This window comes from Stutzerimonas kunmingensis, assembly GCF_014764705.1.
Taxonomy (GTDB): domain Bacteria; phylum Pseudomonadota; class Gammaproteobacteria; order Pseudomonadales; family Pseudomonadaceae; genus Stutzerimonas.
Window position 1 is genome coordinate 1 of the sequence record NZ_JACXXG010000015.1, and the last position, 25,482, is coordinate 25,482.

The 25,482-nt window shown below is 61.3% G+C and carries 23 protein-coding genes, 5 tRNA genes and 2 pseudogenes; 27 read left to right on the forward strand and 3 right to left on the reverse strand.

Annotated elements, in window-relative coordinates; translation table 11 throughout:
- Positions 1-164: 164 nt before the first annotated feature.
- Both IEG05_RS12945 and IEG05_RS12950 read right to left on the reverse strand, forming a co-directional pair.
- Positions 165-240 (reverse strand) — tRNA-Asn (locus IEG05_RS12945).
- Positions 241-342: 102 nt separating this feature from the next.
- Entirely contained in the window at positions 343-1,539 is a 1,197-nt protein-coding gene (locus IEG05_RS12950; protein ID WP_191122177.1) for an amino acid aminotransferase, read from the reverse strand.
- Positions 1,540-1,835: 296 nt separating this feature from the next.
- Between IEG05_RS12950 and uvrB the strand changes: the two genes are divergently transcribed.
- The 7 genes from uvrB to IEG05_RS12985 all read left to right on the forward strand — a co-directional run bounded on the left by uvrB (position 1,836) and on the right by IEG05_RS12985 (position 6,758).
- Positions 1,836-3,851, forward strand: coding sequence for an excinuclease ABC subunit UvrB (gene uvrB / locus IEG05_RS12955; RefSeq protein WP_041013219.1), 2,016 nt, complete (start codon positions 1,836-1,838; stop codon positions 3,849-3,851).
- A 150-nt stretch (positions 3,852-4,001) separates the two neighbouring features.
- Complete coding sequence (gltX, locus tag IEG05_RS12960; RefSeq protein ID WP_046622041.1) at positions 4,002-5,483, forward strand: glutamate--tRNA ligase; 1,482 nt, start codon at positions 4,002-4,004, stop codon at positions 5,481-5,483.
- A 166-nt stretch (positions 5,484-5,649) separates the two neighbouring features.
- Positions 5,650-5,725, forward strand: a tRNA-Ala gene (locus tag IEG05_RS12965).
- Between the two features lie 74 nt (positions 5,726-5,799).
- Positions 5,800-5,875, forward strand: a tRNA-Glu gene (locus IEG05_RS12970).
- Between the two features lie 45 nt (positions 5,876-5,920).
- A tRNA-Ala gene (locus IEG05_RS12975) sits at positions 5,921-5,996 on the forward strand.
- A gap of 45 nt (positions 5,997-6,041) precedes the next feature.
- A tRNA-Glu gene (locus IEG05_RS12980) sits at positions 6,042-6,117 on the forward strand.
- Positions 6,118-6,308: 191 nt separating this feature from the next.
- Positions 6,309-6,758 carry an acyl-CoA thioesterase gene (locus IEG05_RS12985; protein ID WP_046622039.1) on the forward strand — a complete coding sequence of 150 codons (450 nt, stop codon included), beginning with the start codon at positions 6,309-6,311 and terminating at the stop codon, positions 6,756-6,758.
- Between the two features lie 13 nt (positions 6,759-6,771).
- On the opposite strand, the gene IEG05_RS12990 is transcribed toward IEG05_RS12985, so the two are convergent.
- Positions 6,772-7,026 carry a hypothetical protein gene (locus IEG05_RS12990; protein ID WP_046622037.1) on the reverse strand — a complete coding sequence of 85 codons (255 nt, stop codon included), beginning with the start codon at positions 7,024-7,026 and terminating at the stop codon, positions 6,772-6,774.
- Positions 7,027-7,124: 98 nt separating this feature from the next.
- On the opposite strand from IEG05_RS12990, the gene dinB reads away from it, so the two are divergent.
- The 20 genes and pseudogenes from dinB to IEG05_RS13090 form a co-directional block, all read left to right on the forward strand.
- Entirely contained in the window at positions 7,125-8,189 is a 1,065-nt protein-coding gene (gene dinB, locus IEG05_RS12995) for a DNA polymerase IV (protein ID WP_191122178.1), read from the forward strand.
- Positions 8,190-8,560: 371 nt separating this feature from the next.
- A complete protein-coding gene (locus IEG05_RS13000) occupies positions 8,561-9,439 on the forward strand; it encodes an MSHA biogenesis protein MshI (protein ID WP_224742812.1) in 879 nt (292 codons plus the stop codon).
- Positions 9,439-10,044 carry an MSHA biogenesis protein MshI gene (locus IEG05_RS13005; protein WP_191122180.1) on the forward strand — a complete coding sequence of 202 codons (606 nt, stop codon included), beginning with the start codon at positions 9,439-9,441 and terminating at the stop codon, positions 10,042-10,044. The genes IEG05_RS13000 and IEG05_RS13005 overlap by 1 nt, the downstream gene beginning before the upstream one ends.
- On the forward strand, positions 10,037-10,714 hold the full coding sequence (gspM, locus tag IEG05_RS13010; protein WP_101274650.1) for a type II secretion system protein GspM: 678 nt from the start codon (positions 10,037-10,039) through the stop codon (positions 10,712-10,714). The genes IEG05_RS13005 and gspM overlap by 8 nt, the downstream gene beginning before the upstream one ends.
- Before the next feature lie 19 nt (positions 10,715-10,733).
- Positions 10,734-11,033 (forward strand): Type II secretory pathway component, encoded by a 300-nt coding sequence (locus IEG05_RS13015; RefSeq protein WP_224742813.1) that lies wholly within the window; start codon positions 10,734-10,736, stop codon positions 11,031-11,033.
- Positions 11,030-12,745: a pilus (MSHA type) biogenesis protein MshL gene (mshL, locus tag IEG05_RS13020; RefSeq protein WP_191122181.1), complete on the forward strand. Its 1,716-nt coding sequence runs from the start codon at positions 11,030-11,032 to the stop codon at positions 12,743-12,745. The genes IEG05_RS13015 and mshL overlap by 4 nt, the downstream gene beginning before the upstream one ends.
- Positions 12,746-12,753: 8 nt before the next feature.
- Positions 12,754-13,683, forward strand: coding sequence for an ExeA family protein (locus tag IEG05_RS13025; RefSeq protein WP_041013228.1), 930 nt, complete (start codon positions 12,754-12,756; stop codon positions 13,681-13,683).
- Complete coding sequence (locus IEG05_RS13030) at positions 13,680-15,044, forward strand: tetratricopeptide repeat protein (RefSeq protein ID WP_191122182.1); 1,365 nt, start codon at positions 13,680-13,682, stop codon at positions 15,042-15,044. Before IEG05_RS13025 ends, IEG05_RS13030 begins: the two co-directional genes overlap by 4 nt.
- Positions 15,041-16,765 (forward strand): GspE/PulE family protein, encoded by a 1,725-nt coding sequence (locus IEG05_RS13035; protein WP_191122183.1) that lies wholly within the window; start codon positions 15,041-15,043, stop codon positions 16,763-16,765. The genes IEG05_RS13030 and IEG05_RS13035 overlap by 4 nt, the downstream gene beginning before the upstream one ends.
- Before the next feature lie 81 nt (positions 16,766-16,846).
- Entirely contained in the window at positions 16,847-18,085 is a 1,239-nt protein-coding gene (locus tag IEG05_RS13040; RefSeq protein ID WP_191122184.1) for a type II secretion system F family protein, read from the forward strand.
- Positions 18,086-18,156: 71 nt separating this feature from the next.
- Positions 18,157-18,711, forward strand: a complete 555-nt coding sequence (locus IEG05_RS13045; RefSeq protein ID WP_191122185.1) for a type II secretion system protein — start codon at positions 18,157-18,159, stop codon at positions 18,709-18,711.
- 19 nt (positions 18,712-18,730) lie between these two features.
- Positions 18,731-19,189: a pilin gene (locus IEG05_RS23480; protein ID WP_191122186.1), complete on the forward strand. Its 459-nt coding sequence runs from the start codon at positions 18,731-18,733 to the stop codon at positions 19,187-19,189.
- A gap of 181 nt (positions 19,190-19,370) precedes the next feature.
- Entirely contained in the window at positions 19,371-19,838 is a 468-nt protein-coding gene (locus tag IEG05_RS13055; RefSeq protein ID WP_191122187.1) for a pilus assembly FimT family protein, read from the forward strand.
- A gap of 143 nt (positions 19,839-19,981) precedes the next feature.
- Positions 19,982-20,500 (forward strand): pilin, encoded by a 519-nt coding sequence (locus IEG05_RS23485; protein WP_191122188.1) that lies wholly within the window; start codon positions 19,982-19,984, stop codon positions 20,498-20,500.
- Between the two features lie 2 nt (positions 20,501-20,502).
- Positions 20,503-21,000, forward strand: a complete 498-nt coding sequence (locus tag IEG05_RS13065) for a prepilin-type N-terminal cleavage/methylation domain-containing protein (protein ID WP_224742814.1) — start codon at positions 20,503-20,505, stop codon at positions 20,998-21,000.
- Positions 21,001-21,029: 29 nt separating this feature from the next.
- On the forward strand, positions 21,030-21,860 hold the full coding sequence (locus tag IEG05_RS13070) for a PulJ/GspJ family protein (RefSeq protein ID WP_191122189.1): 831 nt from the start codon (positions 21,030-21,032) through the stop codon (positions 21,858-21,860).
- Positions 21,861-21,978: 118 nt separating this feature from the next.
- Positions 21,979-22,338, forward strand: coding sequence for a pilus assembly protein MshP (locus tag IEG05_RS13075; RefSeq protein ID WP_224742815.1), 360 nt, complete (start codon positions 21,979-21,981; stop codon positions 22,336-22,338).
- A gap of 116 nt (positions 22,339-22,454) precedes the next feature.
- Positions 22,455-22,967, forward strand: a pseudogene (locus tag IEG05_RS13080) (IS5-like element ISPa16 family transposase); the annotation flags it as partial.
- 519 nt (positions 22,968-23,486) lie between these two features.
- Positions 23,487-24,755, forward strand: coding sequence for a group II intron reverse transcriptase/maturase (gene ltrA / locus IEG05_RS13085; RefSeq protein ID WP_191122191.1), 1,269 nt, complete (start codon positions 23,487-23,489; stop codon positions 24,753-24,755).
- A 59-nt stretch (positions 24,756-24,814) separates the two neighbouring features.
- Positions 24,815-25,285: pseudogene (locus IEG05_RS13090) on the forward strand (IS5 family transposase); the annotation flags it as partial.
- Positions 25,286-25,482 lie beyond the last annotated feature (197 nt).

Below are 25,482 nucleotides of genomic sequence, written 5' to 3' on the forward strand. Positions count from 1 at the left end.
AGAAAGCGGCAAGATCAATAGGATGCACGGCGACAGCAGGGACAGGTGAAGGGTGTGTTTGGCGACTGCCAATTTACCTGCTTCCCTGACTGTCAACTCGCTCTTCCCCCAGACTCCGCGAAGAACCATAAAAAAGCCCCGGTATCAACCGAGGCTTTGAAATTTGGCTCCGCGACCTGGACTCGAACCAGGGACCCAATGATTAACAGTCATTTGCTCTACCGACTGAGCTATCGCGGAACAACGGTGCGTATCCTACTGTTTGCAAAAGAGAAGTCAACCCTTTGCGCCGCTAGGAACGACGCCGCGCCCGGGGTCTGAGAGGGCCCCGGGCGGCTGGAGTCAGAGCACCTGAACGATAGCGTCAGTGACGTGACCGATGTTGTTGCGGTTCAGTGCGGCGGCGCAGATTCGACCGGTGCTGATGGCGTAGACGCCGAACTCGACACGCAGTCGCTCGACCTGCTCGGCCGTGAGGCCGGAGTAGGAGAACATGCCGCGCTGGGCGGCAACGAAACTGAAGTCCGTCTTCGCGCCTTTGGCCGCCAATTGCTCGACCATGCTCAGACGCAGCTCGCGGATGCGGCTGCGCATCTCGCCCAGCTCGGCTTCCCACATGGCGCGCAGTTCCGGGCTGTTGAGCACCGCGGAGACGATCGTGGCGCCGTGGGTCGGCGGGTTGGAATAGTTGGTGCGGATCACGCGCTTGACCTGCGACAGTACGCGAGCCGACTCCTCGCGGCTCTGGGTGACCATCGACAGCGCGCCGACGCGTTCGCCGTACAGCGAGAAGGACTTGGAGAACGAGCTGGAAACGAAGAAGGTCATGCCCGACTCGGCGAAAAGGCGCACGGCGGCGGCGTCCTCTTCGATGCTGTCGCCGAAGCCCTGGTAGGCGATGTCGATGAACGGCACGTGATCCTGGGCACGCAGCACGTCGAGAATCTGCTTCCAGTCATCCAGGTTCAGATCGACGCCGGTCGGGTTGTGGCAGCAGGCGTGCAGCACGACGATGGAGCGGGGTGGCAGGTTCTTCAGGTCCTGCAGTAGGCCGGGGCGATCGATGCCGTGATTGCTCGCGTCATAGTAGCTGTAGTTCTGGACCGGGAAGCCGGCCGACTCGAACAGCGCGCGATGGTTTTCCCAGCTCGGGTTGCTGATGGCTACCACGGCGTCCGGCAGCAGGCGCTTGAGGAAGTCTGCGCCGACTTTGAGTGCGCCGGTTCCGCCGAGCGCCTGGGTAGTTACCACCCGGCCTTCGGCGATCAGCGGAGAATCGTTGCCGAACAGCAGCTTCTGTACGGCAGCATCGTAAGCGGCAATGCCCTCGATCGGCAGATAGCCGCGGGGCGCGTGGGCAGCGATGCGGGCATGCTCCGCTTCGACCACGGCGCGCAGCAGTGGAATGCGACCTTCTTCGTTGTAGTAGACACCGACACCGAGGTTGACCTTGTTCGGCCGCGTGTCGGCGTTGAAGGCTTCATTGAGGCCGAGGATAGGATCGCGCGGCGCCATTTCGACAGCAGAGAACAAACTCATGGTGAGGGGGCTCGAAAGAGAAGAGTGACTAGATTCACCACCCTCGCGTCGGCGCGCAGGGTGATGCGCAAACGGGGCGGTAGTATAGCGGTCAAGCCTGTTGCCTGCGATATGCTACCGAGGTTTTCTGATCACTTTCGGTGCGTTTTGCGTACTGGAAAGATGGGCGGTTTCTCGGCTCTGCGCGCCCATCGCTTGTGGCGGATTTCAGGATCCGCTGGCTGTCGCGCCAAACCGCTGGATGGCTGTTAGAAAGTCCGGCTGCCAAGCTCGCACATGTTACCTAGAGAGGCGAAATGTCCAAGTTCGAACTGGTCACCCGTTTCAAGCCGGCCGGCGATCAACCGGAGGCTATTCGGCAGATGATCGAAGGCATCGAGGCGGGGTTGTCGCACCAGACGCTGCTGGGCGTTACGGGCTCGGGCAAGACCTTCAGCGTCGCCAACGTCATCGCCCATGTGCAGCGGCCTACGCTGGTGCTGGCGCCGAACAAGACGCTGGCCGCGCAGCTCTATGGTGAGTTCAAGGCGTTCTTCCCGAACAATGCGGTCGAGTATTTCGTTTCCTACTACGACTACTATCAGCCGGAAGCCTATGTGCCGTCGTCGGACACCTTCATCGAGAAGGATGCATCGATCAACGATCACATCGAGCAGATGCGTCTGTCGGCAACCAAGGCGCTGCTGGAGCGCCCGGATGCGATCATCGTCACCACTGTGTCGTGCATCTACGGTCTGGGTGATCCGCAGTCATACCTGAAGATGGTCCTGCACGTCGATCGTGGTGATCGGCTCGATCAGCGCGAGCTGCTGCGACGGCTGACTGGCCTGCAGTACACCCGCAACGACATGGATTTCGCTCGTGCGACCTTCCGTGTGCGCGGCGACGTGATCGACATCTTCCCGGCGGAATCGGATCTCGAAGCGGTGCGCATCGAGCTGTTCGATGATGAGGTGGAGAGCCTGTCGGCCTTCGATCCGCTGACTGGGGAGGTGATCCGCAAGCTGCCGCGCTTCACCTTCTATCCCAAGAGCCACTACGTGACGCCGCGGGAAACCCTGCTCGACGCGATAGAGAAGATCAAGGACGAGCTGCGCGAGCGGCTCGATTACCTGCGCAGTCAGAACAAGCTGGTGGAGGCGCAGCGGCTGGAGCAGCGCACGCGTTTCGATCTGGAAATGATCATGGAGCTGGGTTACTGCAACGGCATCGAAAACTACTCGCGCTATCTGTCCGGGCGCGATGCTGGCGAGCCGCCTCCGACGCTGTTCGACTACCTGCCGGCCGATGCCCTGCTGGTGATCGATGAATCCCACGTTTCGGTGCCGCAGGTCGGCGCGATGTACAAGGGCGACCGCTCGCGCAAGGAAACCCTGGTGGAGTATGGCTTCCGCCTGCCATCGGCGCTGGATAACCGGCCGATGCGCTTCGACGAATGGGAGGCGATCTGCCCGCAGACCATCTTCGTCTCCGCGACACCCGGACCTTACGAGGCCGAACATGCTGGCCGCGTGGTGGAGCAGGTTGTGCGTCCGACGGGCCTGGTCGATCCACAGATCGAGGTGCGTCCTGCACTGACCCAGGTCGACGATCTGCTGTCGGAGATTCGCAAGTGCGTGGTCAAGGAGGAGCGGGTGCTGGTCACCACGCTGACCAAGCGCATGGCCGAGGACTTGACCGACTACCTGAGTGATCACGATGTGCGCGTGCGCTACCTGCATTCGGACATCGATACCGTGGAGCGGGTCGAGATCATCCGCGACCTGCGGCTGGGCACTTTCGATGTGCTGGTGGGCATCAACCTGCTGCGCGAAGGCCTGGATATGCCTGAGGTGTCGCTGGTGGCGATCCTCGATGCGGACAAGGAAGGCTTCCTGCGTTCAGAGCGCTCGCTGATCCAGACCATCGGCCGCGCGGCACGCAACCTCAACGGTCGCGCGATTTTGTATGCCGACAACATCACCGGGTCCATGCAGCGCGCCATGGACGAAACCGAGCGGCGGCGCAACAAGCAGATTGCCTTCAACGAGGCCAACGGCATCGTGCCCAAGGGCGTGAAGAAGGACGTGCAGGACATCCTCGAAGGCGCAACCGTGCCGGGCTCGCGCAGCAAGAAGCGGCGCGGCGAGGCGAAAGCGGCGGAGGAGAGTGCGCGTTACGAGAACGAACTGCGTTCGCCGAGCGAGATCACCAAGCGGATTCGTCAGCTGGAAGAGAAGATGCTGAGTCTGGCGCGCGATCTGGAGTTCGAGGCGGCCGCCGAGGCGCGCGACGAGATTCACAAGCTGCGCGAGCGCTTGTTGCAGGTCTAGCAGCTACTGGCGGATCGACCGTTTCGGCCTGTCCCGGAGCGTCTCCTTCGGGACGCTCTCGCTCTGCTTCCCGGTGTTCGGCTGGAGCCGGCTGCGCAGCGCCTGCTAACATTCGTCCCTTTCCGTATGTCCTACCGTCCGAGAGCATTCATGACCACGGTTCGCACCCGCATCGCGCCATCTCCGACCGGCGATCCCCACGTCGGTACTGCCTACATCGCGCTGTTCAACCTGTGCTTCGCCCGACAGCACGGTGGCCAGTTCATCTTGCGCATCGAGGATACCGATCAGGTGCGCTCGACCCGTGAATCCGAGCAGCAGATCTACGATGCGCTGCGCTGGCTGGGCATCGAATGGGACGAGGGTCCGGACGTTGGCGGTCCGCATGGCCCGTACCGGCAGAGCGAGCGCGGCGAGATCTACAGGAAGTACTCGGACGAGCTGGTCAGCAAGGGCCATGCGTTCCCGTGCTTCTGCAGCAGCGAGCGCCTGGATCAGGTGCGTGCCGAGCAGATGGCGAACAAGGAAACGCCGCGTTATGACGGCCATTGCATGCACCTCGATCCCGCCGAGGCTCAGCGTCGCATCGCTGCTGGTGAATCGCATGTGATCCGGATGAAGGTTCCGAGCGAAGGCGTGTGTCAGGTCAACGACATGCTGCGCGGCACCGTCGAGATCGGCTGGGACCGCATGGACATGCAGGTGCTGATGAAGGCCGATGGCCTGCCGACCTACTTCCTCGCCAACGTGGTCGATGACCACCTGATGGGCATCACTCATGTGTTGCGTGGCGAGGAGTGGCTGCCGTCGGCGCCCAAGCTGATCAAGCTGTACGAGTACTTCGGCTGGGAGCAGCCGCAGCTGTGCTACATGCCGCTGCTGCGCAATCCCGACAAGAGCAAGCTCTCCAAGCGCAAGAATCCGACCTCGGTGACCTTCTACGAGCGCATGGGTTTTCTGCCGCAGGCGATGCTCAACTATCTCGGGCGCATGGGTTGGTCGATGCCTGACGAGCGTGAGAAATTCACGCTGAACGAGATGATTGAGCACTTCGACATCAATCGCGTATCGCTCGGCGGACCGATCTTCGATCTGGAGAAGCTTTCCTGGCTGAACGGCCAGTGGTTGCGCGAACTGCCGGTCGAGCAGTTCGCTGCCGAAGTGCAGAAGTGGGCATTCAATCCGCAGTACATGATGCAGATCGCGCCGCACGTGCAGCAGCGCGTGGAAACCTTCAGCCAGATTGCGCCATTGGCTGGCTTCTTCTTCTCCGGTGCATTGCCGCTCGATCCCGCATTGTTCGCGCACAAGAAGCTCGATGCGACGCAGGTGCGCCAGGTCATGCAGCTAATTCTGTGGAAGTTGGAAGCACTGCGCCAGTGGGAAAAGGAGCGCATCACCGCGTGCATCACCCTGGTGGCGGAACATCTTGGCTTCAAGCTGCGCGATGTGATGCCGCTGATGTTCGCCGCCATCACCGGGCAGGCCAGTTCGGTATCGGTACTCGATGCCATGGAGATTCTCGGCCCGGATCTGACGCGCTTCCGCCTGCGCAACGCACTCGAGTTGCTCGGTGGCGCGTCGAAGAAGGAAGCCAAGGAGTGGGAGAAGCTCGCGGCGACGATTGTCTGAGTGCGGGGCAGGGGCGGTGCTTGTGACCAGCATCGCCCCGAGGTGGTGGCGTTACCATTCGTCGGTGGTAAGTAGTTGTTCCTAATGCCAAAAAAACTTCGGCCCGTTCGAAATTGTTGTTGACACTACTTGGGGGCGCCCCTAATATGCGCCCCGTCCTCGAGATGGGGCTATAGCTCAGCTGGGAGAGCGCTTGCATGGCATGCAAGAGGTCGACGGTTCGATCCCGTCTAGCTCCACCAATCTCGAAGAGCAGAATTTGCCACCAGCTTGTATTCGCCGCATAAGCGATACAGGTTGCGCTTGAAGGGTTTGCGTCCCCTTCGTCTAGTGGCCTAGGACACCGCCCTTTCACGGCGGTAACAGGGGTTCGAGTCCCCTAGGGGACGCCATTATTAAGCGATGTTTGACATAGCGCGTCGAGAGACGATAAATCCGGGGCTATAGCTCAGCTGGGAGAGCGCTTGCATGGCATGCAAGAGGTCGACGGTTCGATCCCGTCTAGCTCCACCAATCACGGCTTGTCGCTTGATTGTTCGGCAGGTTTGCGAAGGTTTCGTCCCCTTCGTCTAGTGGCCTAGGACACCGCCCTTTCACGGCGGTAACAGGGGTTCGAGTCCCCTAGGGGACGCCATTTTTATTGCCCGTTTTGGGCTTCAAGGGGTCATCTTTCATGAGATGGCCCTTTTTGTTTTGCGTGGTCGAAAAGTCGGTTGAGTCGCACTGCGCTGAATGTCTTGTCATTGCTCGCAGCAACAGGCGTGACTCGTCGCGGCTGCTGCGGTTTCATAGGTCATCGCAAACGGCCAACGAGGCTTGCAACGAATGAGCTGGGATCAGGCGGACGCGTTTACCATCGACCTGCAGGTGCAGTCCGAGCATATCGACGAGCTGGGCCATGCCAACAATGCGGTCTATGTAACCTGGCTGGAGCGGTGTGCCTGGCAGCATTCACAGAGTCTGGGATTGGGCATCGACGACTATCGCCGCTTGGATCGGGCGATGGCGGTGCTGCGGCATGAGATCGATTATCTGGCCGCGGCCTACGAAGGCGATCTGCTGCAGTTGGGAACCTGGATTTCCGAATCCGATCAGCGTTTGAAGATGAAACGCAATTTCCAGCTGATCCGACCGGCCGACGGCGCGACGCTGCTGCGCGCGCAGACGACTTTCGTTTGCATCGAGCTCTCCAGCGGGAAACCCAAGCGCATGCCGCCTGAGTTCATCGACGGCTACGGCAAAGCGCTGGTGCAGCCGTACCCGCTGGAGCTTTGACGAAGCTGATTGCTCAGCCGCGCTGCTCGGGTTTCATGACGTCGCTCTCGCGGCGTTTCTCGGCATCCTCGCGCCAGTCCTCCTGGATTTCCTCTTTCATCTTCGGGTCGGCGCCGTCATCTTCGTTCTCGCGAACCATTCCCTCGCCTTTCTTTTCCTGCTGGATATTGGTGCCTTGCGGCTGAGTGTTCATCATGTCCTGGTCGGCCAGCGCAACCGCGGAAAACAAGCTGCCCAGTGCGATGATGCCTGCGTACAAGAATTTCATCTGAACCTCCGGCTATCGGGTGATAAAGGACTTAACATCTCAATAACCGACCTGCTGCGCTGAAGATTCGTTCACTCCTGCCCGGTGCCCCGTTTTCCGTGAGTCAGTCCACCCTTCGCAAGATCATCCATATTGATTGCGACTGCTTTTACGCCGCGATCGAGATGCGCGACGACCCCAGTCTGGCTCGGCGGCCGATCGCAGTTGGCGGCGCTGCGGATCGGCGCGGGGTCATTGCCACGTGCAACTACGAGGCGCGTGCATATGGTGTTCGCTCGGCCATGGCGTCCGGGCACGCACTGAAGTTGTGTCCTGATCTGCTGATCCTGCGGCCCCGCATGGATGCCTACCGGGAGGCTTCGCGTGAGATCCATAACATCTTTCGCACCTACACCGAGCAGATCGAGCCGCTGTCGCTGGACGAGGCTTATCTGGACGTCACTGCCTGCGAGCATTTTTCCGGTAGCGCCACGCGTATTGCCGAGGACATCCGGCGTCGGGTCTGGCAGCAGCTGCGCATCACGGTGTCGGCGGGTGTTGCTCCGAACAAGTTTCTCGCCAAGATTGCCAGCGAATGGAATAAGCCCGACGGCCTATTCGTCATTACCCCGGCACAGGTCGACGATTTCGTACAGGCGCTGGAGGTCAAGCGGCTGCATGGTGTGGGTCGCGTCACCGCTGAGAAGCTCGGCCGGCTCGGCATCCGCACCTGTAGCGACCTGCGCGAGTGGCACAGATTGGACCTGGTCCGCGAGTTCGGTGCGTTCGGTGAGCGGCTCTGGGGGCTGGCGCGCGGCGTCGATGAGCGGTCGGTGCAGGTGGAGAGTCGGCGCCAGTCGGTGAGCGTCGAGCAGACCTACGACAAGGATCTGCCGGACCTGGCGGCGTGCCTGGAGCGTCTGCCGGAGCTGCTGCAGCAGTTGGCTACCCGCATGGCGCGCCTCGACAACGGCTATCGACCCGGCAAGCCCTTCGTAAAGCTCAAATTCCATGACTTCACCCAGACCACAATGGAGCAGGCTGGCGCCGGACTCGAAATCGACGACTACGCCGATCTGCTCGCCATCGCCTTCTCCCGTGGTGCGCGGCCGGTTCGGTTGATTGGCGTCGGCGTGCGGTTGGTCGATCTGCGCGGTGGTTTCGAGCAGCTCACTCTGTTCTAAGAGCGCCAGTTTCCTTTTCCTGCATCCATCGCGTGCTCATTCCGCTGACTACCGTTCGTCAGATGCGCAGTTTGTGATGACCTCGCGCGACGAAAGGGCTTAAGCCGATATAGCGCGAGCTAATTAATTAACCCAGAATGCGCGCGATCTTTGACGTCCTTGGATTGACGGTTTTCTGTTGCGCGATTGATTCACGACAATATTTGGACGCACCCATCGGATATTGTTAGAGTCACGCCAGATGGCAATATGCTATCTATTGACGCCCTCAGTATCGATTCTCTGCTTTTTGGCAGTTGAGCACCGACGTCTTGGCGAGGGAGCCAGTGGTGGGTCTGTTTTCCAAAACCAAGAAATCAAAACCAGCCGGCATGCTCGGCATTGAGACTGGTCCGCAAGGTATCGCGTTGGCGCACGTCGTTCGGGTGCCCGGTGCGCGGCCGCTGCTGCCGTACTGCGAACACCTGGAAGGCAGCGTCGACGCGCAGGCCGCTCTGCTGGAGAAGGCCGTGAGCGAGCGTGCCTTGCAGGGCTTGCCGACGAACGTGCTGCTGCATCCTTCCGAATACCAGATGTTCCTTCTCGAAGCGCCTGAGGTGCCATCGCAAGAGCTGCGTGACGCCATGCGCTGGCGCATCAAGGACATGATCAGCCAGCCGCTGGACGATGTGGTGATCGACTGTTTCGCACTGCCCGAGGACGCCTATCGCGGGCGCACGCGCATGGTCTATTGCGTCGTTCTCGAGAAAACCCGGATGCAGCATTACGCCCAGCTCGTGCGTCAGGCCGGTCTGCACATGGCGAGCATCGACATCACCGAGATGGCGTTTCGCAACCTGGGCTCGCTCGCCGGCACCGAAGGCATGAATCTCGCACTGCTGCGCCTGCGCACCAGCGAAGGCCTGATCTGCATCCAGAACGGCGCCGACCTTTACATGGCGCGGCGTATAGAGCAGGGGCTGGCCCGTGCCGCCCAGGATTTGAGCAGTACGACACTGGAGATCCAGCGCTCGCTTGACTACTTCGAGAGCCAACTCGGCAAGGGCTATATCAATCGCTTGATGTTGCTGCCCATGAAGCAAGATGGCGAGCGCGCCTATCAGGGGCTGGCCAGTGGCCTGGCGGTGAACCTGCAACGCCTCGACCTGCGCGAGCTCTTCCCCGGCCAGCCGGGTGCCGAGCTGTCCGAAGCGCAGCAGGCGTTCTGCATTGGCGCCGTCGGTGCCGCCCTGCGTCAGGACGCCGTCTGATGCAGAACGTCAATCTCTATCAGCGCGAACGTCGTCAGCAGGGTGGCCCGCGTCCGCGGCAACTGCTGCTTGGCGCATGTGTACTGGCGCTTGCCCTGGCGTTGCATGCTGCCTGGCAGGGCTGGAACCTCAAGCAGCGCGCCTCGGACCGTCAGTTGGCCGAGGCGCAGGCGGTTTCTGCAGAGGCGCAGCTGGCCGCCTTCAAGGCCAACTACCGGGAACCGACGCTGGATACCCGGCTGCCTGCGCAACTGGCGGAGCGGGAAGCGGAGAACCGCCAGCTGCAACGTCTCGCAACGCATCTGCGCGCGCTCGATGGCCAGCTGCGTAGCGGCTTCGCGCCAGTGCTGACGGCCCTGGCCGATCGGCACCCGCCGCTCGGGCTCTGGCTGACCCGCATCCGCCTGCAGGCTGGCGGCAGCGACATGCTGTTGCGCGGGTTGAGCCAGGATCAGGAACTGCTTCCGCTTTATCTGGAAAGCCTCGGGCGCAGCAAGACGTTGCAGGGGCGCGAGTTCGGCAGCTTCGATCTGCAGCGCGACGACAGTGGCCTGCTGGCGTTCCGCCTGGCATCCCGTGCGGCGGAGGAGGGCGACGATGAATAACGCCATGCAAAGCCTGCGGCAGCGCTGGCAGGCGCTGGCACCGCGCGAACAGTGGCTGAGCGTGCTGGTCGGTGCTTCCCTGCTGGGCATGCTTTATCTGCTGCTGGTGGCTGAGCCGCTCGCCGAGCGCATCGCCCAGCAGGACAGCCAGCTGCGTCTCGCCGAAGCCCGTCAGCTGGAGGCGAACAATGCATTGCTCGAACTTCAGGCCAAGCTCGCGGCCGACCCCAATCGTCCCTATCGAGACGCCCTCGATGTGGCGCGCACCAATCGCGAACAGATTCTGCGCAGCATCGACGAGGAGACCCGCTCACTGGTTTCACCTGCACGCATGAAAGCGCTGCTGCAGGACCTGCTGCGCCGGCAGCCTCATCTGCAGATGGTCGCGCTGCAGAGTTTCAGCGAGCCGCTGGAGTTGCCGGCCAGCGCGACGGATGCGGCGAAGGATGCGCCGCCAGCGGCGGTCAGCTTTTATCGGCACGGTCTGCGTCTGACCCTGCAAGGCGGCTACTTCGACCTGCTCGATTACCTGCAGGCGGTGCAGAACAGTGGCTGGCGTCTGCATTGGGACAGCCTGGACTATCACATCGATGAGGCCGGGCCGGACAAGGCGCGGATCACGCTGGAGCTGCATACCTTGAGTCGCGAAGCGGGGTGGGTTGGTGTCTGATTTTTCTCGTGCGTTTTGCTTGCTCCTTTTGCTGCCCGCTTCGGCCTACGCGCTCGACCCCACGCGCCCGCCCGCGGCGTTCGTGACCGCTGCAGCGGAGCGCCAGGCACCGGCGACGCTGCACCTGCAGGCCATTTTTCGCGGTGCGCAGAGCGCCCGGGCGGTGCTCAACGGCCAATCGCTGAGAGTCGGCGACACCCTGGCCGATGCCAGAGTCCTGGCCATCAACACGAATTCCGTCCTGATCGAGCGCGACGGCCAGCAGCAGACGCTGCGTCTGGTTGCCCCGATCATTACTCCGAGCCAAGTCCGACCATGATGCCGACCCTTTTTCCACGTCTCGGCTTGCTGAGCCTGTTCTGCCTGCTGGCCGCCTGCCAGACATTCGAGGACGGCGACAAGCGCCTCTACGAGCAGAGCAACCGTCTGTTCGAGGAAAGCCTGCAGCAGACCCAGGCCAAGGCGCTGCCGCCGCCGTCGGTGCAGGCTGCGCTGATTCCGCCGCTGAGCGTCGACGGCAGTTCGGCTGTCAGTGGCCCGCGCTTCGATGTGGTCGCCAACGACATGCCGGCCCGCGAATTCTTCCTCAGCCTGATGGACAACGCCGGGCAGAACCTGCTGGTGCACCCAGAGGTGACGGGCAACATCACCTTCAGCCTGCGCAACGTGACGCTGGAAGAGGTGCTCGCTGCAGTGCGCGACAGCTACGGTTACGATTTTCGACGCACCAGCTATGGCTATCAGGTGCTGCCAAATAGGATTTTTGTAAAGACATACGATTTGAATTATTTGGATCTTGAGCGGGAAGGGGTCGCAGAAACTAGAGTTAGTTCTGGACAGGTTATTTCTTCGGAAGATGACATAACAAATAACAGCCGTTCTAGGAGCTCAAGAACTTCAAGTACTCAGGACGCGAGCAGAGTTACCACCCGATCAAGAACGGAACTTTGGAAAAGTGTTCTTGATGCGGTATCTATGATAGTTGGAGTAGATAAGCCGAAGCTTGAGGTGGATGATCTTAAAATTCAGAAGGTTAGCTCTAAAGTAACACCGGCAGCAGTTGACACCGAGATCAAGTACAGGGAGGCGACGTGCCGCTCCGGATATGAAGGGGCCAGCGTTTGTTATAGCTCAATGTCTGGCGTGCTAACTGTAAGGGCTACGTCAGAAGATCATGCAGTAGTTTCTGAGTTTCTCTCGCTCATCCAGCGTAATCTACAGCGTCAGGTCATCTTGGAAGCGAAAATTCTTGAGGTGAATCTGTCTGATGGGTATCAGGCAGGCATCAACTGGTCGCAGCTGGGCAGCTTCGGCAACGCCGACATTACGCTTGGCCTGCAGGGCGATGCACTTGCGGGTGCGCAAGGCATTGGCGGCGTGTTCAGCGCGATCGTTCGGAACGGTGACTTCTCCGGGGTACTGCAATTGCTTGAGACCCAAGGAGATGTGCGGGTGCTATCCAGTCCGCGGGTGTCGACACTGAACAATCAAAAGGCGGTAATCAAAGTCGGTACCGATGAGTTTTTTGTCACCGATGTTTCTACTACCACGACCACTCTAGCCGGCGGCACCACCGCGCCGGATCTGGACATTACGTTGACGCCGTTCTTCTCTGGTATTTCCCTGGACGTCACGCCGCAGATCGACGAACACGACAATGTAACGTTGCACGTGCGCCCGACCGTTAGCCGTGTTCAAGACCAGAACAAAAGCATTCAGCTGGGCGGCTCCGATAACGTCTTCAACCTGCCGCTCGCTCTGTCCACTACTCGCCAATCAGACTCCATCGTGCGCGCGCGCAGCGGCCAGGTGGTGGTGATCGGCGGGCTGATGGAAAATCGAAACACCAACAGTGATGCCAATGTGCCATGGGCGTCAAAGCTGCCGGTGCTCGGTGCCCTGTTTCAACAGCAGCGCAAGTCCCTCCAGCAGACAGAGCTGGTCATCCTTCTGCGGCCGCAGGTGATCGATGAGCGCGTCTGGCTTGATGACTTACGTAAGAGCGCCGATTCGTTCCGGCAGGTCAGGTAGGCGCCGGTATGTACGAAGCATTCTTCGGCCTGCAGGAAAAGCCATTCGCATTGACGCCGAATACCGGCTTCATGGTTCGCCTGCCGCCTTACCAGGCCTGCCTGAACCTGCTGCGCGTGGCTCTGGCCGAAGGCGAGGGCTTCATCAAGGTGACCGGCGAAGTGGGCACCGGCAAGACCCTGCTCTGCCGCGCGCTGCTCAAGCAACTGGATGCCGAACACTACCAGCTCGCCTGGTTGCCGAACCCAGCGCTCGGACCCATGGCGCTGCGCCAGGCGCTGGCCCATGAGCTGCATGTGCCGCGGGTCGAGCAACTGGACAATCACGGGTTGCTGACGGCACTGCATCGCCGGCTGATCGAGCTGGCCGGCCAGGGCAAGAGCACCGTGCTGTTGATCGATGAGGCGCAGGCGCTGCCACCGGCCACGCTGGAGGCCCTGCGACTATTGACCAATCTGGAAACCGAGCAGCGCAAGCTGCTACAGGTGGTGCTGTTCGGCCAGCCTGAGCTGGACGCTACGCTGGCCAGCGAGAATTTCCGGCAATTGCGCCAGCGCATCACGTTCTCCTATCGCCTGCGCCCGCTGGATGTCAGCGATACCAGGCGCTACCTGCATGAACGCCTGGCGGTTGCCGGTTATCAAGGTGAACCGCTGTTCAAGCCGGCCGCGATTCGCCTGCTGGTCAAGGGCAGCGGTGGCATCCCGCGGTTGCTCAACATCCTGGCCAACAAGTGCCTGATGGCGGCGTTTGGCGAAGGCCAGCGACGGGTCGGCCGCCGCCACGTACGCCGTGCCCTGGCCGATACCGAGGGCGCGCGACCGTTCCTGCGTGCAGCCCTTCCGTTGCGTTGGGCATTGCTGGCGGGTGCGGCAACCCTGAGCCTGCTGCTGAGTGCATTGCCGTGGCTGTCGCAGCTGGCCGAGGTGCGGCCATGAGCCTGGTCAACGACATGCTGCGCGATCTCGAAGCGCGCGGCGCGGCATCCGGCGGTCAGAGCCCATTCCTCGACATGCAGGCCGTCGATGAAACAGCCGCAACGCGGCGTCAGCGATCGGCACGGCTGCGGCGCTGGTTGTTGCCGCTGGCTATCGGAGCGTTGGTCGTCGCGGCATCGGTGGTGCTGTTCGAACGTTTCGCGCAAGCCCCCGCTGTGCAGGAGTTACCTGCTGCCGCTCCGGTGGTCGCTGCGGTGCCTGCAACTCAGCTCCTCGACGTCTTGCCGCAGCAAGACGGTGGCCGTTTCGTGCTGCAGTTGCTGCTGGATCGCTCGATCAGCTATCAGCGCACCGACGAAGGCGGCGCGATCAGTCTGCTCCTGCCGGATGTGGCGCTCGCCGGTGGCCCGCGAAACGGCCGTGTGGAGAGCAATGGCCTAAGCCTGTCCTGGCGAGTGGAACAGCAGGGCGACCAGGTGCAGGTGCTGCTGCTTGGCATAACCGATCGCCTCGATGTGCGTGATCGGCTCGAGCCGGCCGCTGGCCATGCGCAGCTCTGGCTGGAAGTCCGCATGGATGGCGCACCAGTCCCCGTCCCTGAAGACTTGGACCTGCCTTTCGCCGAGCCGGCGCTGGACGAAGCGAGCCTGCCGGACTGGGTCACCCGCACCGCGCCAGACGCGCAAACCGCGCCGCCCGTCGCGCCGGATGTGCAACCGGTCGCCGAGCCGGCCCCGGCGCCGGTTGCCAGACCCCAGGTTGCCACCACGCCCACCGTGCAGATCGGCAGTCATCGACCGGACCCGCTGGCCCAGGCGCGCGATGCCCTGCAACAGCAGAACTTCCCCCGTGCCATTGAGCTGCTGCAGGCGCTCCATGCCGCGCAGCCGGACAACGCCGAGGCGGCCCGCTGGTTGGCTCGTGCTTACCTGGCGGCTGGACAGATCGAGCCATTGCTCGAGTGGCTGCCGGCCCAGCTGCAGAGGCGGCCGTTCGATGCCGAGCTGCGTATGCTGCTCGCCCGTGGCCAGCTGCAGGGCGGCGACAAACAGACGGCGCTCGCCACCCTGGTGCAGAACGCGCCGTCGCTGGCCAGCGATCCCGGCTATCACGCGTTGCTGGCAGCTCTGCAGCAGCAGGTCGGCGACTGGGCCGGCAGCGCTGCGGTTTATCGCCAGCTGGTGGCTCTTCAGCCGCAGCAGGCGGCCTGGCAGCTGGGCTTGGCCATCGCGCTGGAACAGATCGATCAACCCGCCCGGGCGGCGCGCCACTACCGTCTGGCCGCGCAAGGGCAGGGGCTCGATGACAACTCGCGGCGCTTCGCCGCCGAACGTGCCGGCGTACTCGGAGGTGCCCGATGACCGCGCAAGACATGCGCCAGCGCAAGATTCGTCTCGGCGATCTGCTGGTCCAGGCCGGCCTGATCAGCGAGGCGCAGCTGCAGCAGGCGTTGCAGGACCAGAAGCGCACCGGCTCCAAGCTCGGACGCACGGTACTCGACCTCGGCTTCATCGACGAAGGCCGCCTGCTGCGTGCGCTGTCCGAGCAGCTGCAGATTCCCTTCGTCGAACTCAAGCACTACAAGTTCGACAACCAGCTGACCCAGAGCCTGCCCGAGGCGGTCGCCCGGCGCTTCCGGGTGATCGTGCTGTCCCGCCAGGGCGATGGTTTGCTGGTGGGCATGACCGACCCGCTGGACATCTTCGCTCAGGACGAGATCGAGCGCCTGCTGGGCAAGCGCGTCCACCCGGCAGTGGTGCGGGAAAGCGAGCTGCTCGGCGCGCTCGATCAGCTCTACCGCCGCACCAGCGAAATCGCCTCGCTGGCCGGCGAGCTGGAAGGTGAGCTGCAGGAAAGTGATTTCGACCTCTCGCGCCTCGGCGAAAGCAACAGCGATGCGCCGGTGGTGCGCCTGCTGCAGACGCTGTTCGAGGACGCCGTGCAGATGAAGGCCTCGGACATTCACATCGAACCGGACGAAGGCGTGGTGCGGATTCGCCAGCGTATCGACGGCGTGCTCAACGAACAGGTGATGAAGGAGCACCGCGTCGCTTCGGCGCTGGTCATGCGCCTGAAGATCATGTCCGGCCTGGATATCTCGGAAAAGCGCCTGCCGCAGGACGGCCGTTTCAACATCCGCGTGAAGAACCGCAACCTCGATGTGCGGGTTTCCACCATGCCGGTGCAGTTCGGCGAGTCGGTGGTCATGCGTCTGCTCGACCAGAGCGGCGCGATGTTCAAGCTCGAAGGCACCGGCATGCCGCCAGCGATGCTCGAGCGCTTCCGACGCCTGTTGCAGCGTCCGCACGGCATGGTGCTGGTCACCGGCCCTACCGGCTCGGGCAAGACCACCACGCTCTACGCCGGGCTTTCCGAGCTGAACAGCCCGGAGAAGAAGATCATCACCGTCGAGGACCCGGTGGAGTACCGCCTGCCGCGGGTCAACCAGGTGCAGGTCAACGCCAAGATCGAGTTGACCTTCGCCCGCGTGCTGCGCGCCGCCTTGCGTCAGGACCCGGACATCGTCCTGGTCGGCGAGATCCGTGATCAGGAAACCGCCGAGATCGGCCTGCGCGCCGCACTGACAGGCCACCTAGTACTCTCGACGCTGCACACCAACGATGCCTTGACCTCGGCCATGCGCCTGATCGACATGGGCGTCGAGCCCTTCCTCGTCGCCACCGCGCTCAATGCGGTGCTGGCCCAGCGTCTGATACGCCGCGTGTGCGAAAACTGCATGGAGGACGATCAGCCCGATCCTCGGCAACTGGCCTGGCTGGAGGCGCTGCACGGCGGCTCGCTGCGCGACAACCGCTTCAAGCGCGGCAGTGGTTGCCATCAATGCCACAACAGTGGCTATGCCGGCCGTGTCGGTGTGTACGAGCTGCTGGAACTGGACGAGCCGATGATCGCCGCCCTGCGCCGCGGCGACCCGCAAGGCTTCGCCGAGGCCGCGCGCCAGCAGGCGCACTATCGACCACTGGCGGCTTGCGCGCTGGATTACGCCATCGCCGGCGTCACCAGTATCGAAGAGGTGCTGAAGGTCTGCGCCACCCTGGCGGACGATGAGGTGATCGCGTGATCGCCGCTAGTCTCCTGCCTATCGCGGCCGTAGGCGCCAGCGCCACGGGCGCCGTCCGGTCGCTTCGCGGGGAGCCTGCCGATGCCTAGCTTCCGCTATACCGGCCGCGATATGCGCGGCGCACGGGTCAGCGGCGCGCTCGATGGCGCCAGCGCTGACGCCGTGGCCAGCGAGCTGGTGTCGCGCCAGATCACCCCGCTGACCATCGATGCGGAGCGTGCCCAGGCCGATAGCGTCGACGTGTTTGCCGTGCTGCGCGAAAAGCTGCGGCGTAAACGTGTCGATCTGGACGAACTGATCATCTTCAGCCGCCAGATGTACAGCCTGAACAAGGCCGGCGTGCCGATCATTCGCGCCATCGGCGGTCTGGCCGAGTCCAATCGCAACCTGTATTTCCGCGGCATCCTGCAGGACGTGCGCGCCAGCCTCGAAAGTGGCCAGTCCATGGCGGTGGCGCTGAATGCGCATCCCAAGGTGTTCAACAATCTGTTTGTCAGTATGGTCAGCGTCGGCGAGAACACCGGCCAGCTCGATCAGGCGTTCAAGCAGCTGTCTGCCTATCTCGAGCTGGAGCGCGAGACCCGCAAGCGCATCAAGCAGGCCACGCGTTATCCGATCTTCGTGCTGGTGGCCATGGGGGTGGCGCTGGGTGTCATCAACCTCCTGGTGATCCCGGCGTTCGCCAAGGTCTTCGCCCAGTTCCACGCGCAACTGCCGTGGGCCACCCGCGTGCTGATCGGCACCTCCAACTTCATGCGCGATTGGTGGTGGCTGCTGTTGCTCGGCATCGTCGGTGGCCTCTACGCCTTCTTCAAATGGGTGGAAACCGACGCCGGCGCGCGCAAGTGGGACCGTATCAAGCTGCGCTTGCCCATCGTCGGCGGCATCTTCGAGCGCATCGCCCTGGCGCGCTTCACCCGCACCTTCGCGATGATGTACCGCGCCGGCGTGCCGCTGCTGCAAACCCTGTCCATCAACAGCGCCAGCGTCGGCAATCGCCATATCGGCGAAGCGATTCTCGCCATCCGCGAAAACGTCGAGCGCGGCGAAGCGCTCACCCGATCGGCTCACAACAGCGGCCTGTTCACTCCCCTGGTGCTGCAGATGATGGCTGTCGGCGAGGAAACCGGCGCGCTGGATGACCTCTTCGTCGAAGTGGCCGATTTCTACGAACAGGAAGTCGACTACGACCTCAAGCAACTGGCCGACGCCATCGAGCCGATCCTCATCGTCTGTATGGGTGTGATGGTGCTGGTCCTCGCGCTGGGCGTGTTCCTGCCCATGTGGGAGCTGGGCAGCGCGGCGCAAGGGAGGGGGTGATGACTGAAGCAGCGAACAACGAAACGCGAAGGGCAGGGCGGTACGCCTGTGCCGACACGAGAGGTGAGCAGATGAATGAAAACCAGCAGCGAGCGCATGTAATGCAGAAGAACCAGGGCTTCACCATGATTGAGCTGGTGGTGGTCATCGCCATCCTCGGCATCCTCGCCGCGGTGGCGCTACCGCACTTCATCGACTCGGCCAAGGACGCCCACCGCGCCACCGTACGCAGCGCCGGCGGCGCCTTCACGTCGGCCGTCTCTCTGGTGCGCGGCCAGTACGAACTCAACCGCAACGGCGGCAGCAACAGTTGCGTGGCCGGCAACTGCCAGATCGACGTCGCCGGTTACGGCAACGGCACGGTCGACGTCAACGCCGCCGGCTGGCCGGTTGGCACCGAACGCAGCGGCAACCCCGGCGCCAGCACCAGCATGAGCCAGCAGGAATGCATGAACCTCTGGGCCAACCTGCTGCAAGCCTCGGCAGCCAGCGTCACCGGCGCCAACCCTACCTTCCGCGCCGAGGCCCAGGGCCACCGCTGCCTCTATCGCTACACCCTTGATGGAAACAACGATTTCATCGAGTACAACAGCAACACCGGCGAAGTCGCCGTCACTTTTGAATAAGGCAAAAAGGAGCAACACCATGAAAAAGCAACAAAGCGGCTTCACCATGATCGAGTTGATTATGGTTATCGTGATTTTGGGGATTTTGGCGGCGTTTGCGTTGCCGAGGTTTGCGGATTTTGGAAGGGATGCCCGTATAGCTGCAGTTGAAGGTTTGGCTGGCTCTATGCGCTCTGCTGCTGCGATTGCTCACTCAGCACAGCTTGCACGGAACTTAGGTGCTGCTGCATCCGTAACGCTTGAAGGAAACGTTACCGTGACAATGGTTGATGGCTACCCAACCGCCAACGATGCAGGTATAGGTGCTGCTATGGAAGTTGAAGGATTTACTTCTGCAGGCGGCGGAACCACCGCCACGAGCACTATTACATACACTCCCAATGGCTTTACTCCGGCTGCTGGGACTCAATGCAATGTAACCTATACACCCGTGCCTGCTACTGGGGAGCGTGTCGTAAGCAACACTGATGGGTGCTGATTGATAGGCATTGTAAGACAGCCCCAACCCACCGCTGCCTGAAATCCACTACCGGGGAATGGCTAGCGGGTCTCACCCGTTCTGGGCTGCATCGCAACCCGGCTTTTGGCCGGGTTGCCACAAATTCCCGGAGGCGGGTCGATTCCCGCCTCCAACCCGCTTCTATAAGAAGGGCAGGCCAATGGTTGAACAACGCGGTTTTACAATCGTCGAGTTGATCATGGTGATCGTCATCATCGGCATCCTCGCCGCCGTTGTTGGGCCGCGCTTCTTTAGCAAAAGCAGTTTCGATGAACGCTTCTATTTTGAAGAGGTTCTTTCGTCTGTTCGTTATGCGCAGAAACTGGCAGTAGCCAGTGGATGTTATATAAAGGTTCAGGTTAGTGCGTCTGGGGCTGTATTGAGTCATTTCAATACTTGTGGTGATAAGGGGGCGGATGAAACTGTATCTGGTGATTATGCAGTTGATAATCCGAAGCAGGTCAAAAAACTTGGCTCTGCTCCATTTACGGCTGTTTTCAATTCTCTAGGCTGTGTTTCTACTACAAAATTTTGCCCAACGCAGGGTGTTGATGAGCTGGAAATTGGTGAATCCGGTTTCAAGATGAAGATCCACGCCGCCACCGGCTTTATCGAGGTCACCCCATGACCGCCCGGCCAATCACCTGCCCAACCAGGCCGACCGGCAAACCAATTGGCCGCAAACCCCGTAGGGTGGATGACGCTTCACCCGTCCACCAACGCACCAACCACCTGAGTCGCAGCGGAAAACCCTGTGCGGCTTTCCACGGGATGGCCATTTACCCTACACAAAGGGCTGGCCGAAGGGGCAGGCAAACCGGCTTCACCCTGATTGAACTGATCATGGTCATCATCATCCTCGGCATCCTCTCGGCCTTCGCCTTGCCACGCTTTTTCGATGTATCGGCAGAAGCTCGCGCCGCACGGGTCAATGCCGGGCTGGGCGCGGCCAAGAGTGCGTTGGCCATCGTCAATGCCAAGGCCCGGCTGTCGGGAATCGGTATGGGTGAAGTGGAGCAGCAAATATTTCTGGAAGGGCAGGCCATAACCGTGAAGTTCGGTTATCCCGCGCAAGCTTATTCCCTGTTGATCGCCGCCGGAATGGAGGCGGATTTTAGCGGGGCGGGGGCTGAGGGAAACATCACGCATATTGACCATATGGGCGTGGTAGGAGGGAAATGCGGATTCAGGTATATCCCTCCCAGCAAACTAGGTGATGCACCGCAGTTTCTCCCGCTGAGCAACAGCGGCAGCCTGCCCGTCACCGCCGCCGACTGCAGAAGGAACTGACCATGCCGCCGCTTGCAGCCCGCCACCCCAGCCCGGCTCTTGCCACGCCCCGCAAGCAGCACGGCATGACCCTCGTCGAACTGGTTATCACCATTGTCATCATCGGCATCGCCGCCGCCGCACTCTTCTCCGCCATGGCCACCATCACCGCCCGCTCCGCCGACCCGATGTTGCGGCAGCAGAGCCTGTCGATTGCCGAGGCCTATATGGAAGAAATCCTGTTGCAGAATTTCATGCAGACGCCTCAACCGGCAGGCTGCGGGCGTGCCTGTTTCAATGATGTGCGTGACTATCATGGCCTCGACCAGAGCCCTCGTGACCCTAACGACAATGCGCTGCAAGCACTTTCGAGCTACCGGGTTGCGGTGGCAGTGAGCGGACCGGCACCGCTCAATGAAGTCAGCATGCTACGAGTGCGCGTAACCGTGGCGGACCCGGCAGGGCAGCCACTGGTGCTTGAAGGTTATCGCAGTTGTTATGGTGAGGCAGGTTGCCCATGAGCGGATATTCCGGCACTAGGGCTCGGTGCATGAATGCATACCGCTACGCCGCATTCACCTTGGTTGAACTGGTGATAGTCATCGCTATCGCGGGTACCGTTGCGGTGATGGTTGGCGTGGTGATGTCCCGCCCGTTACAGGGTTTTGCCGATCTCAGTAGACGGGCCGAACTGGTCGATTTGGCCTCGGGCGCGCTCAATCGCATGGTTCGTGATATCCGCATGGCAGTGCCCAACTCGGTACGGGTGACTGGCGCCGGGCAACTTGAGCTGCTGCGCAGCCCGGTGAGTGGCCGCTACCGAGCCAATTTGAATGACGGTACGCGCAGCGATCCGCCTGTATGCAGCGTCTCGCCGTGTAGCATTCAGGTACTCAACCCACTCAGTTCGCAAGAAAGCGACCGAATCGCAAGTATGAACTGGATGGTGATCTACAACATCGGCGGTACCGGGGCAGGCAACACCATCTGGCCGCTACAGGACAATACCTCTTCGGTTATCACGCCCAGGGCGACCTTCGGTTATGCGGGAGACGACCTGACTCTGACCGGTGCGGCGATCGCCGGCTTCGGTTTCCGTTATGCCTCGCCGCAGCGCCGCTTTTATTTGGCAGATGCGGTGGTTGGCTATCGTTGCGCGAACGGGCGCATCGTGCGCAAGGAGTTCAGCGAGCTCAGCGATGCTGCTGCCTATGACTACAGCGATGCCGCACTGCTGGTGGACAGCGTGCGCTCCTGCACCTTCCGCTACCAGCCTGGCAATGCCATGCGGGGAGGGTTGGTCACCATCGAGCTGGTGCTGGAGCAGGCTGGCGAACGCATCTCCCTCTTGCAACAGGTCCACGTAGACAATGCGCCCTGATCTCTCGCAAAAAATCATCCGCAGGAGCGGGCGATGCCCGCAAGCCAGAGCCGTACAAATGCTTCCCGGCCAAGGCCCGCTCCTACAAAAGCAGCGCGGCTTTGGCCTGGTAGCGGCAATGTTCCTGATCATCGTGATTGCCGCAGCGATCACGGTGATGTGGCGGCTATCCATTACCCAATCGGCGACCAATACGCTTAGCCTTCAGCAGGCCCGTGCCTTCCAGGCGGCACGAGCGGGGCTCGAATACGGTATCGCACGTTCACTGGCCAGCCCATCCCAGACCTGCTCGCCGTTTAATCTGGAGGGCTTCCAAGTGGTCGTCACTTGTGAAAGCAAAACGGTTCTACAGCCACTTGTACCGGAGGAAGGGCGAGATCTGATATTCCATCGGGTGGAGGCTACGGCGACTTATGGAAGTCCGGGTGAACCGGATTATGCGTATCGACAACTGACGGCAGTGGTGGAGCGGCCATGAGTGTGGCATACCGATGGATGCTCCGCGTGTGTAGAAAAACTGCTTCTTTAGGGATGGTCTGAAAAAGACTTCCCGAACCTGGTGAAATACGCCGATCCCGCCAGCCGAGTTTTTCCATGAAGCAGATGACCTTCGCCGACGCCGAGTATGCCGGCAAACGCAAGCAGACCCGCAAGGAGTTGTTCCTGATCGAGATGGATCAGGTGGTGCCGTGGAAGGGGCTGATTGCCCTGATCGATCCGCACTACCCCAAGGGTGAAGGCGGCCGTCCGGCGTATCCGCTGATGGCGATGCTGCGCGTCCATCTGATGCAAAACTGGTTCGGCTACAGCGATCCGGCGATGGAGGAAGCGCTGTACGAGACGACCATCTTGCGCCAGTTTGCCGGGTTGAGCCTGGAGCGCATTCCGGACGAAACCACCATCCTCAACTTCCGTCGCCTATTGGAAAAACATGAACTGGCGGCCGGCATCCTCGGCGTGATCAATGGCTATTTGGGTGACCGTGGCCTGTCGCTGCGTCAGGGCACCATCGTCGATGCCACACTGATCCATGCACCCAGTTCGACCAAGAACCAGGACGGCAAGCGCGACCCGGAGATGCACCAGACCAAGAAGGGCAACCAGTACTGTGTGTCACGAACACAGGTCAGATGACCTGTGCTGCTGTGCCGAAGATGGAAGTAGGCCTTCCGAAGTCGGCTTGCAGGAGCGGACTTCAAACCACCCGGTGCTGCTGCATCCAAAAGGTGTGGTGGTGAGCGACCGAGGAAAAGTCATCCCTGAGGATGGCAGGTGAGTATGGAGAAGATGAGCGAAAGCAAACCGTCCGATGACGCATCGTTATGCCCAAGGTGCTGCCGAAACTGAGGTGGAGTACTGGCTTCAGGACAAGTCGGGGCGTTACCTGCTTACGGACCCGATGGCAGCCGGTGTATAGGCGGCATGATCTTCATACAGGCTTTGGTACGGAACGTGAGAACCTTGTTCCAGATGCGAAGGAAAATGACAAATGGCCAACACCATGAGGAAGAATACCGATGCTGGAACGAGGGGCGGAGCCTCCCGTAGTAGCGATGAAGCCTCTGTAATGGAGGTGGAGCGAAGGGGCGGCGTTATCCGGCCGACGAGCGTTGCCAACCTCCGGGGATGAGTGGCGTGAGCTCGGCGAAACCTTATGACATAGCGAAACGCACGGTATGGGACGCCTACCAGCAGGTCAGGGCCAATCGCGGTGCTGCCGGCATCGACGATGAAACCATCGCCGATTTCGAGCGGGATCTGTCTAAGAATCTCTACAAGCTGTGGAATCGGATGTCGTCGGGGTCGTACTTCCCGCCTCCGGTCAAGCAAGTAGAAATTCCCAAGGCATCGGGAGGCACGCGCAAGCTGGGAGTGCCCACGGTTGGTGATCGTGTCGCGCAAACCGTGGTCAAGCTTCTCATCGAGCCGGAGCTGGACTCGATCTTCCACTCGGACTCCTATGGGTACCGGCCGGGACGATCAGCGAAGCAGGCGGTGGCGATCACGCGTGAGCGCTGCTGGCGATACGACTGGGTGGTGGAGTTTGATATCAAGGCAGCCTTCGATCAGATCAATCATGGATTGCTGATGAAGGCGGTGCGCCTGCACATCAAGGAGGACTGGATACTTCTGTACATCGAGCGGTGGCTGGTTGCGCCGTTCGAAACGGATGACGGCATGCGCGTCCCACGCGAACGCGGCACCCCGCAAGGTGGAGTGATCAGTCCCCTCCTGATGAATCTGTTCATGCACTATGCCTTCGACACCTGGATGCAACGTACCAGCCCCAACTGCCCGTTTGCCCGCTACGCCGATGATGCGGTGGTGCACTGCCGCAGTCGAAAGCAAGCGGAGTACGTGATGCGCTCCATTGCTTCACGGCTGGCTGCCTGTGGCTTGACGATGCACCCGGAGAAATCGAAGGTCGTGTACTGCAAGGACAGTAACCGTCGCGCAGGTTATCCGCATGTGAGCTTTACCTTCCTCGGCTTCACCTTTAGGCCGAGGAAGGCGCTCAGCAAACAAGACCAGCTCTTCACGAGCTTCCTTCCGGGAGCGAGTGCGGATGCCTTAAAGCGGATGCGGCAAGCGGTACGCAGGTGGCGACTCAATCGCCAAACCCACGTGACGCTGGTCGACGTGGCTCGGCTCTACAATCCAGTGATACAGGGGTGGTGGCAATACTATGGCTCGTTCTATCGGACAGCCATGCTTGGCATCTTCCAGCACATTGACCGCGCGCTTGAACGCTGGGCCCGACGAAAATACAAGGCCCTTCATAGGCGCAAGCGGCGCATTAGCCAATGGCTGGACAAGATACGGACTGTGGTACCCCGGCTGTTTCATCACTGGCGAGTGACCGGGCAGCAAGGTTGGATAACGGGAGCCGTATGACGCGAGAGTGTCACGTACGGTTCTGCGAGCGGCTGCGGGGGCAGTTCCCGCGGCCGACTCACCACTTCGGCATGAAGGCCCACATCGGTGTGGATGACGAGTCGGGGCTGGTGCACAGCGTGGTCGGCACGGCGGCAAACGTGGCGGATGTCACCCAGGTCGACAAACTACTGCATGGTGAAGAGAACGTCGTCTGCGCCGATGCCGGCTACACCGGCGTCGAAAAGCGCCCCGAACATGCTGGCCGCGAAGTGATCTGGCAGGTCGCAGCACGCCGCAGCACCTACAAGAAGCTCGATAAACGCAGCGCCCTGTACAAAGCCAAGCGCAAGATCGAGAAGGCCAAGGCACAAGTGCGAGCGAAGGTCGAGCACCCGTTTCGAGTGATCAAGCGCCAGTTCGGTTACGTGAAGGTGCGCTTCCGTGGCCTGGCCAAGAACACCGCTCAGCTGGTGACGCTGTTCGCGCTGTCGAACCTATGGATGGCGCGCCGACATTTGCTGACTACCGCAGGAGAGGTGCGCCTGTAATGCGGAAAATGGCTGCTGCGAGGTGCTCGCGGCGGCCAAAAACGGAGAACTGAGCGGGTTACCTGGTCGATTTTGATCGACGGCCCGCTTTCAAAAGCAGCGAGGGCTGAAGTCGACCGGAAATACAGGGCTACTTCAGACCTTCCTTAGTGCCTGAATATGGATAAATCTTCAAGCAAACAGATGCTGACGAATAA

Bases quoted from the DNA above. Each gene is read 5' to 3' on its own strand.
- IEG05_RS12950 (WP_191122177.1), bottom strand. From the start codon at position 1,539: ATGAGTTTGTTCTCTGCTGTCGAAATGGCGCCGCGCGATCCTATCCTC.
- uvrB (WP_041013219.1), top strand. From the start codon at position 1,836: ATGTCCAAGTTCGAACTGGTCACCCGTTTCAAGCCGGCCGGCGATCAA.
- gltX (WP_046622041.1), top strand. From the start codon at position 4,002: ATGACCACGGTTCGCACCCGCATCGCGCCATCTCCGACCGGCGATCCC.
- IEG05_RS12985 (WP_046622039.1), top strand. From the start codon at position 6,309: ATGAGCTGGGATCAGGCGGACGCGTTTACCATCGACCTGCAGGTGCAG.
- IEG05_RS12990 (WP_046622037.1), bottom strand. From the start codon at position 7,026: ATGAAATTCTTGTACGCAGGCATCATCGCACTGGGCAGCTTGTTTTCC.
- IEG05_RS13000 (WP_224742812.1), top strand. From the start codon at position 8,561: ATGCTCGGCATTGAGACTGGTCCGCAAGGTATCGCGTTGGCGCACGTC.
- IEG05_RS13005 (WP_191122180.1), top strand. From the start codon at position 9,439: ATGCAGAACGTCAATCTCTATCAGCGCGAACGTCGTCAGCAGGGTGGC.
- gspM (WP_101274650.1), top strand. From the start codon at position 10,037: ATGAATAACGCCATGCAAAGCCTGCGGCAGCGCTGGCAGGCGCTGGCA.
- mshL (WP_191122181.1), top strand. From the start codon at position 11,030: ATGATGCCGACCCTTTTTCCACGTCTCGGCTTGCTGAGCCTGTTCTGC.
- IEG05_RS13025 (WP_041013228.1), top strand. From the start codon at position 12,754: ATGTACGAAGCATTCTTCGGCCTGCAGGAAAAGCCATTCGCATTGACG.
- IEG05_RS13030 (WP_191122182.1), top strand. From the start codon at position 13,680: ATGAGCCTGGTCAACGACATGCTGCGCGATCTCGAAGCGCGCGGCGCG.
- IEG05_RS13035 (WP_191122183.1), top strand. From the start codon at position 15,041: ATGACCGCGCAAGACATGCGCCAGCGCAAGATTCGTCTCGGCGATCTG.
- IEG05_RS13040 (WP_191122184.1), top strand. From the start codon at position 16,847: ATGCCTAGCTTCCGCTATACCGGCCGCGATATGCGCGGCGCACGGGTC.
- IEG05_RS13045 (WP_191122185.1), top strand. From the start codon at position 18,157: ATGAATGAAAACCAGCAGCGAGCGCATGTAATGCAGAAGAACCAGGGC.
- IEG05_RS23480 (WP_191122186.1), top strand. From the start codon at position 18,731: ATGAAAAAGCAACAAAGCGGCTTCACCATGATCGAGTTGATTATGGTT.
- IEG05_RS13055 (WP_191122187.1), top strand. From the start codon at position 19,371: ATGGTTGAACAACGCGGTTTTACAATCGTCGAGTTGATCATGGTGATC.
- IEG05_RS23485 (WP_191122188.1), top strand. From the start codon at position 19,982: ATGGCCATTTACCCTACACAAAGGGCTGGCCGAAGGGGCAGGCAAACC.
- IEG05_RS13065 (WP_224742814.1), top strand. From the start codon at position 20,503: ATGCCGCCGCTTGCAGCCCGCCACCCCAGCCCGGCTCTTGCCACGCCC.
- IEG05_RS13070 (WP_191122189.1), top strand. From the start codon at position 21,030: ATGAATGCATACCGCTACGCCGCATTCACCTTGGTTGAACTGGTGATA.
- IEG05_RS13075 (WP_224742815.1), top strand. From the start codon at position 21,979: ATGTTCCTGATCATCGTGATTGCCGCAGCGATCACGGTGATGTGGCGG.
- ltrA (WP_191122191.1), top strand. From the start codon at position 23,487: ATGAGTGGCGTGAGCTCGGCGAAACCTTATGACATAGCGAAACGCACG.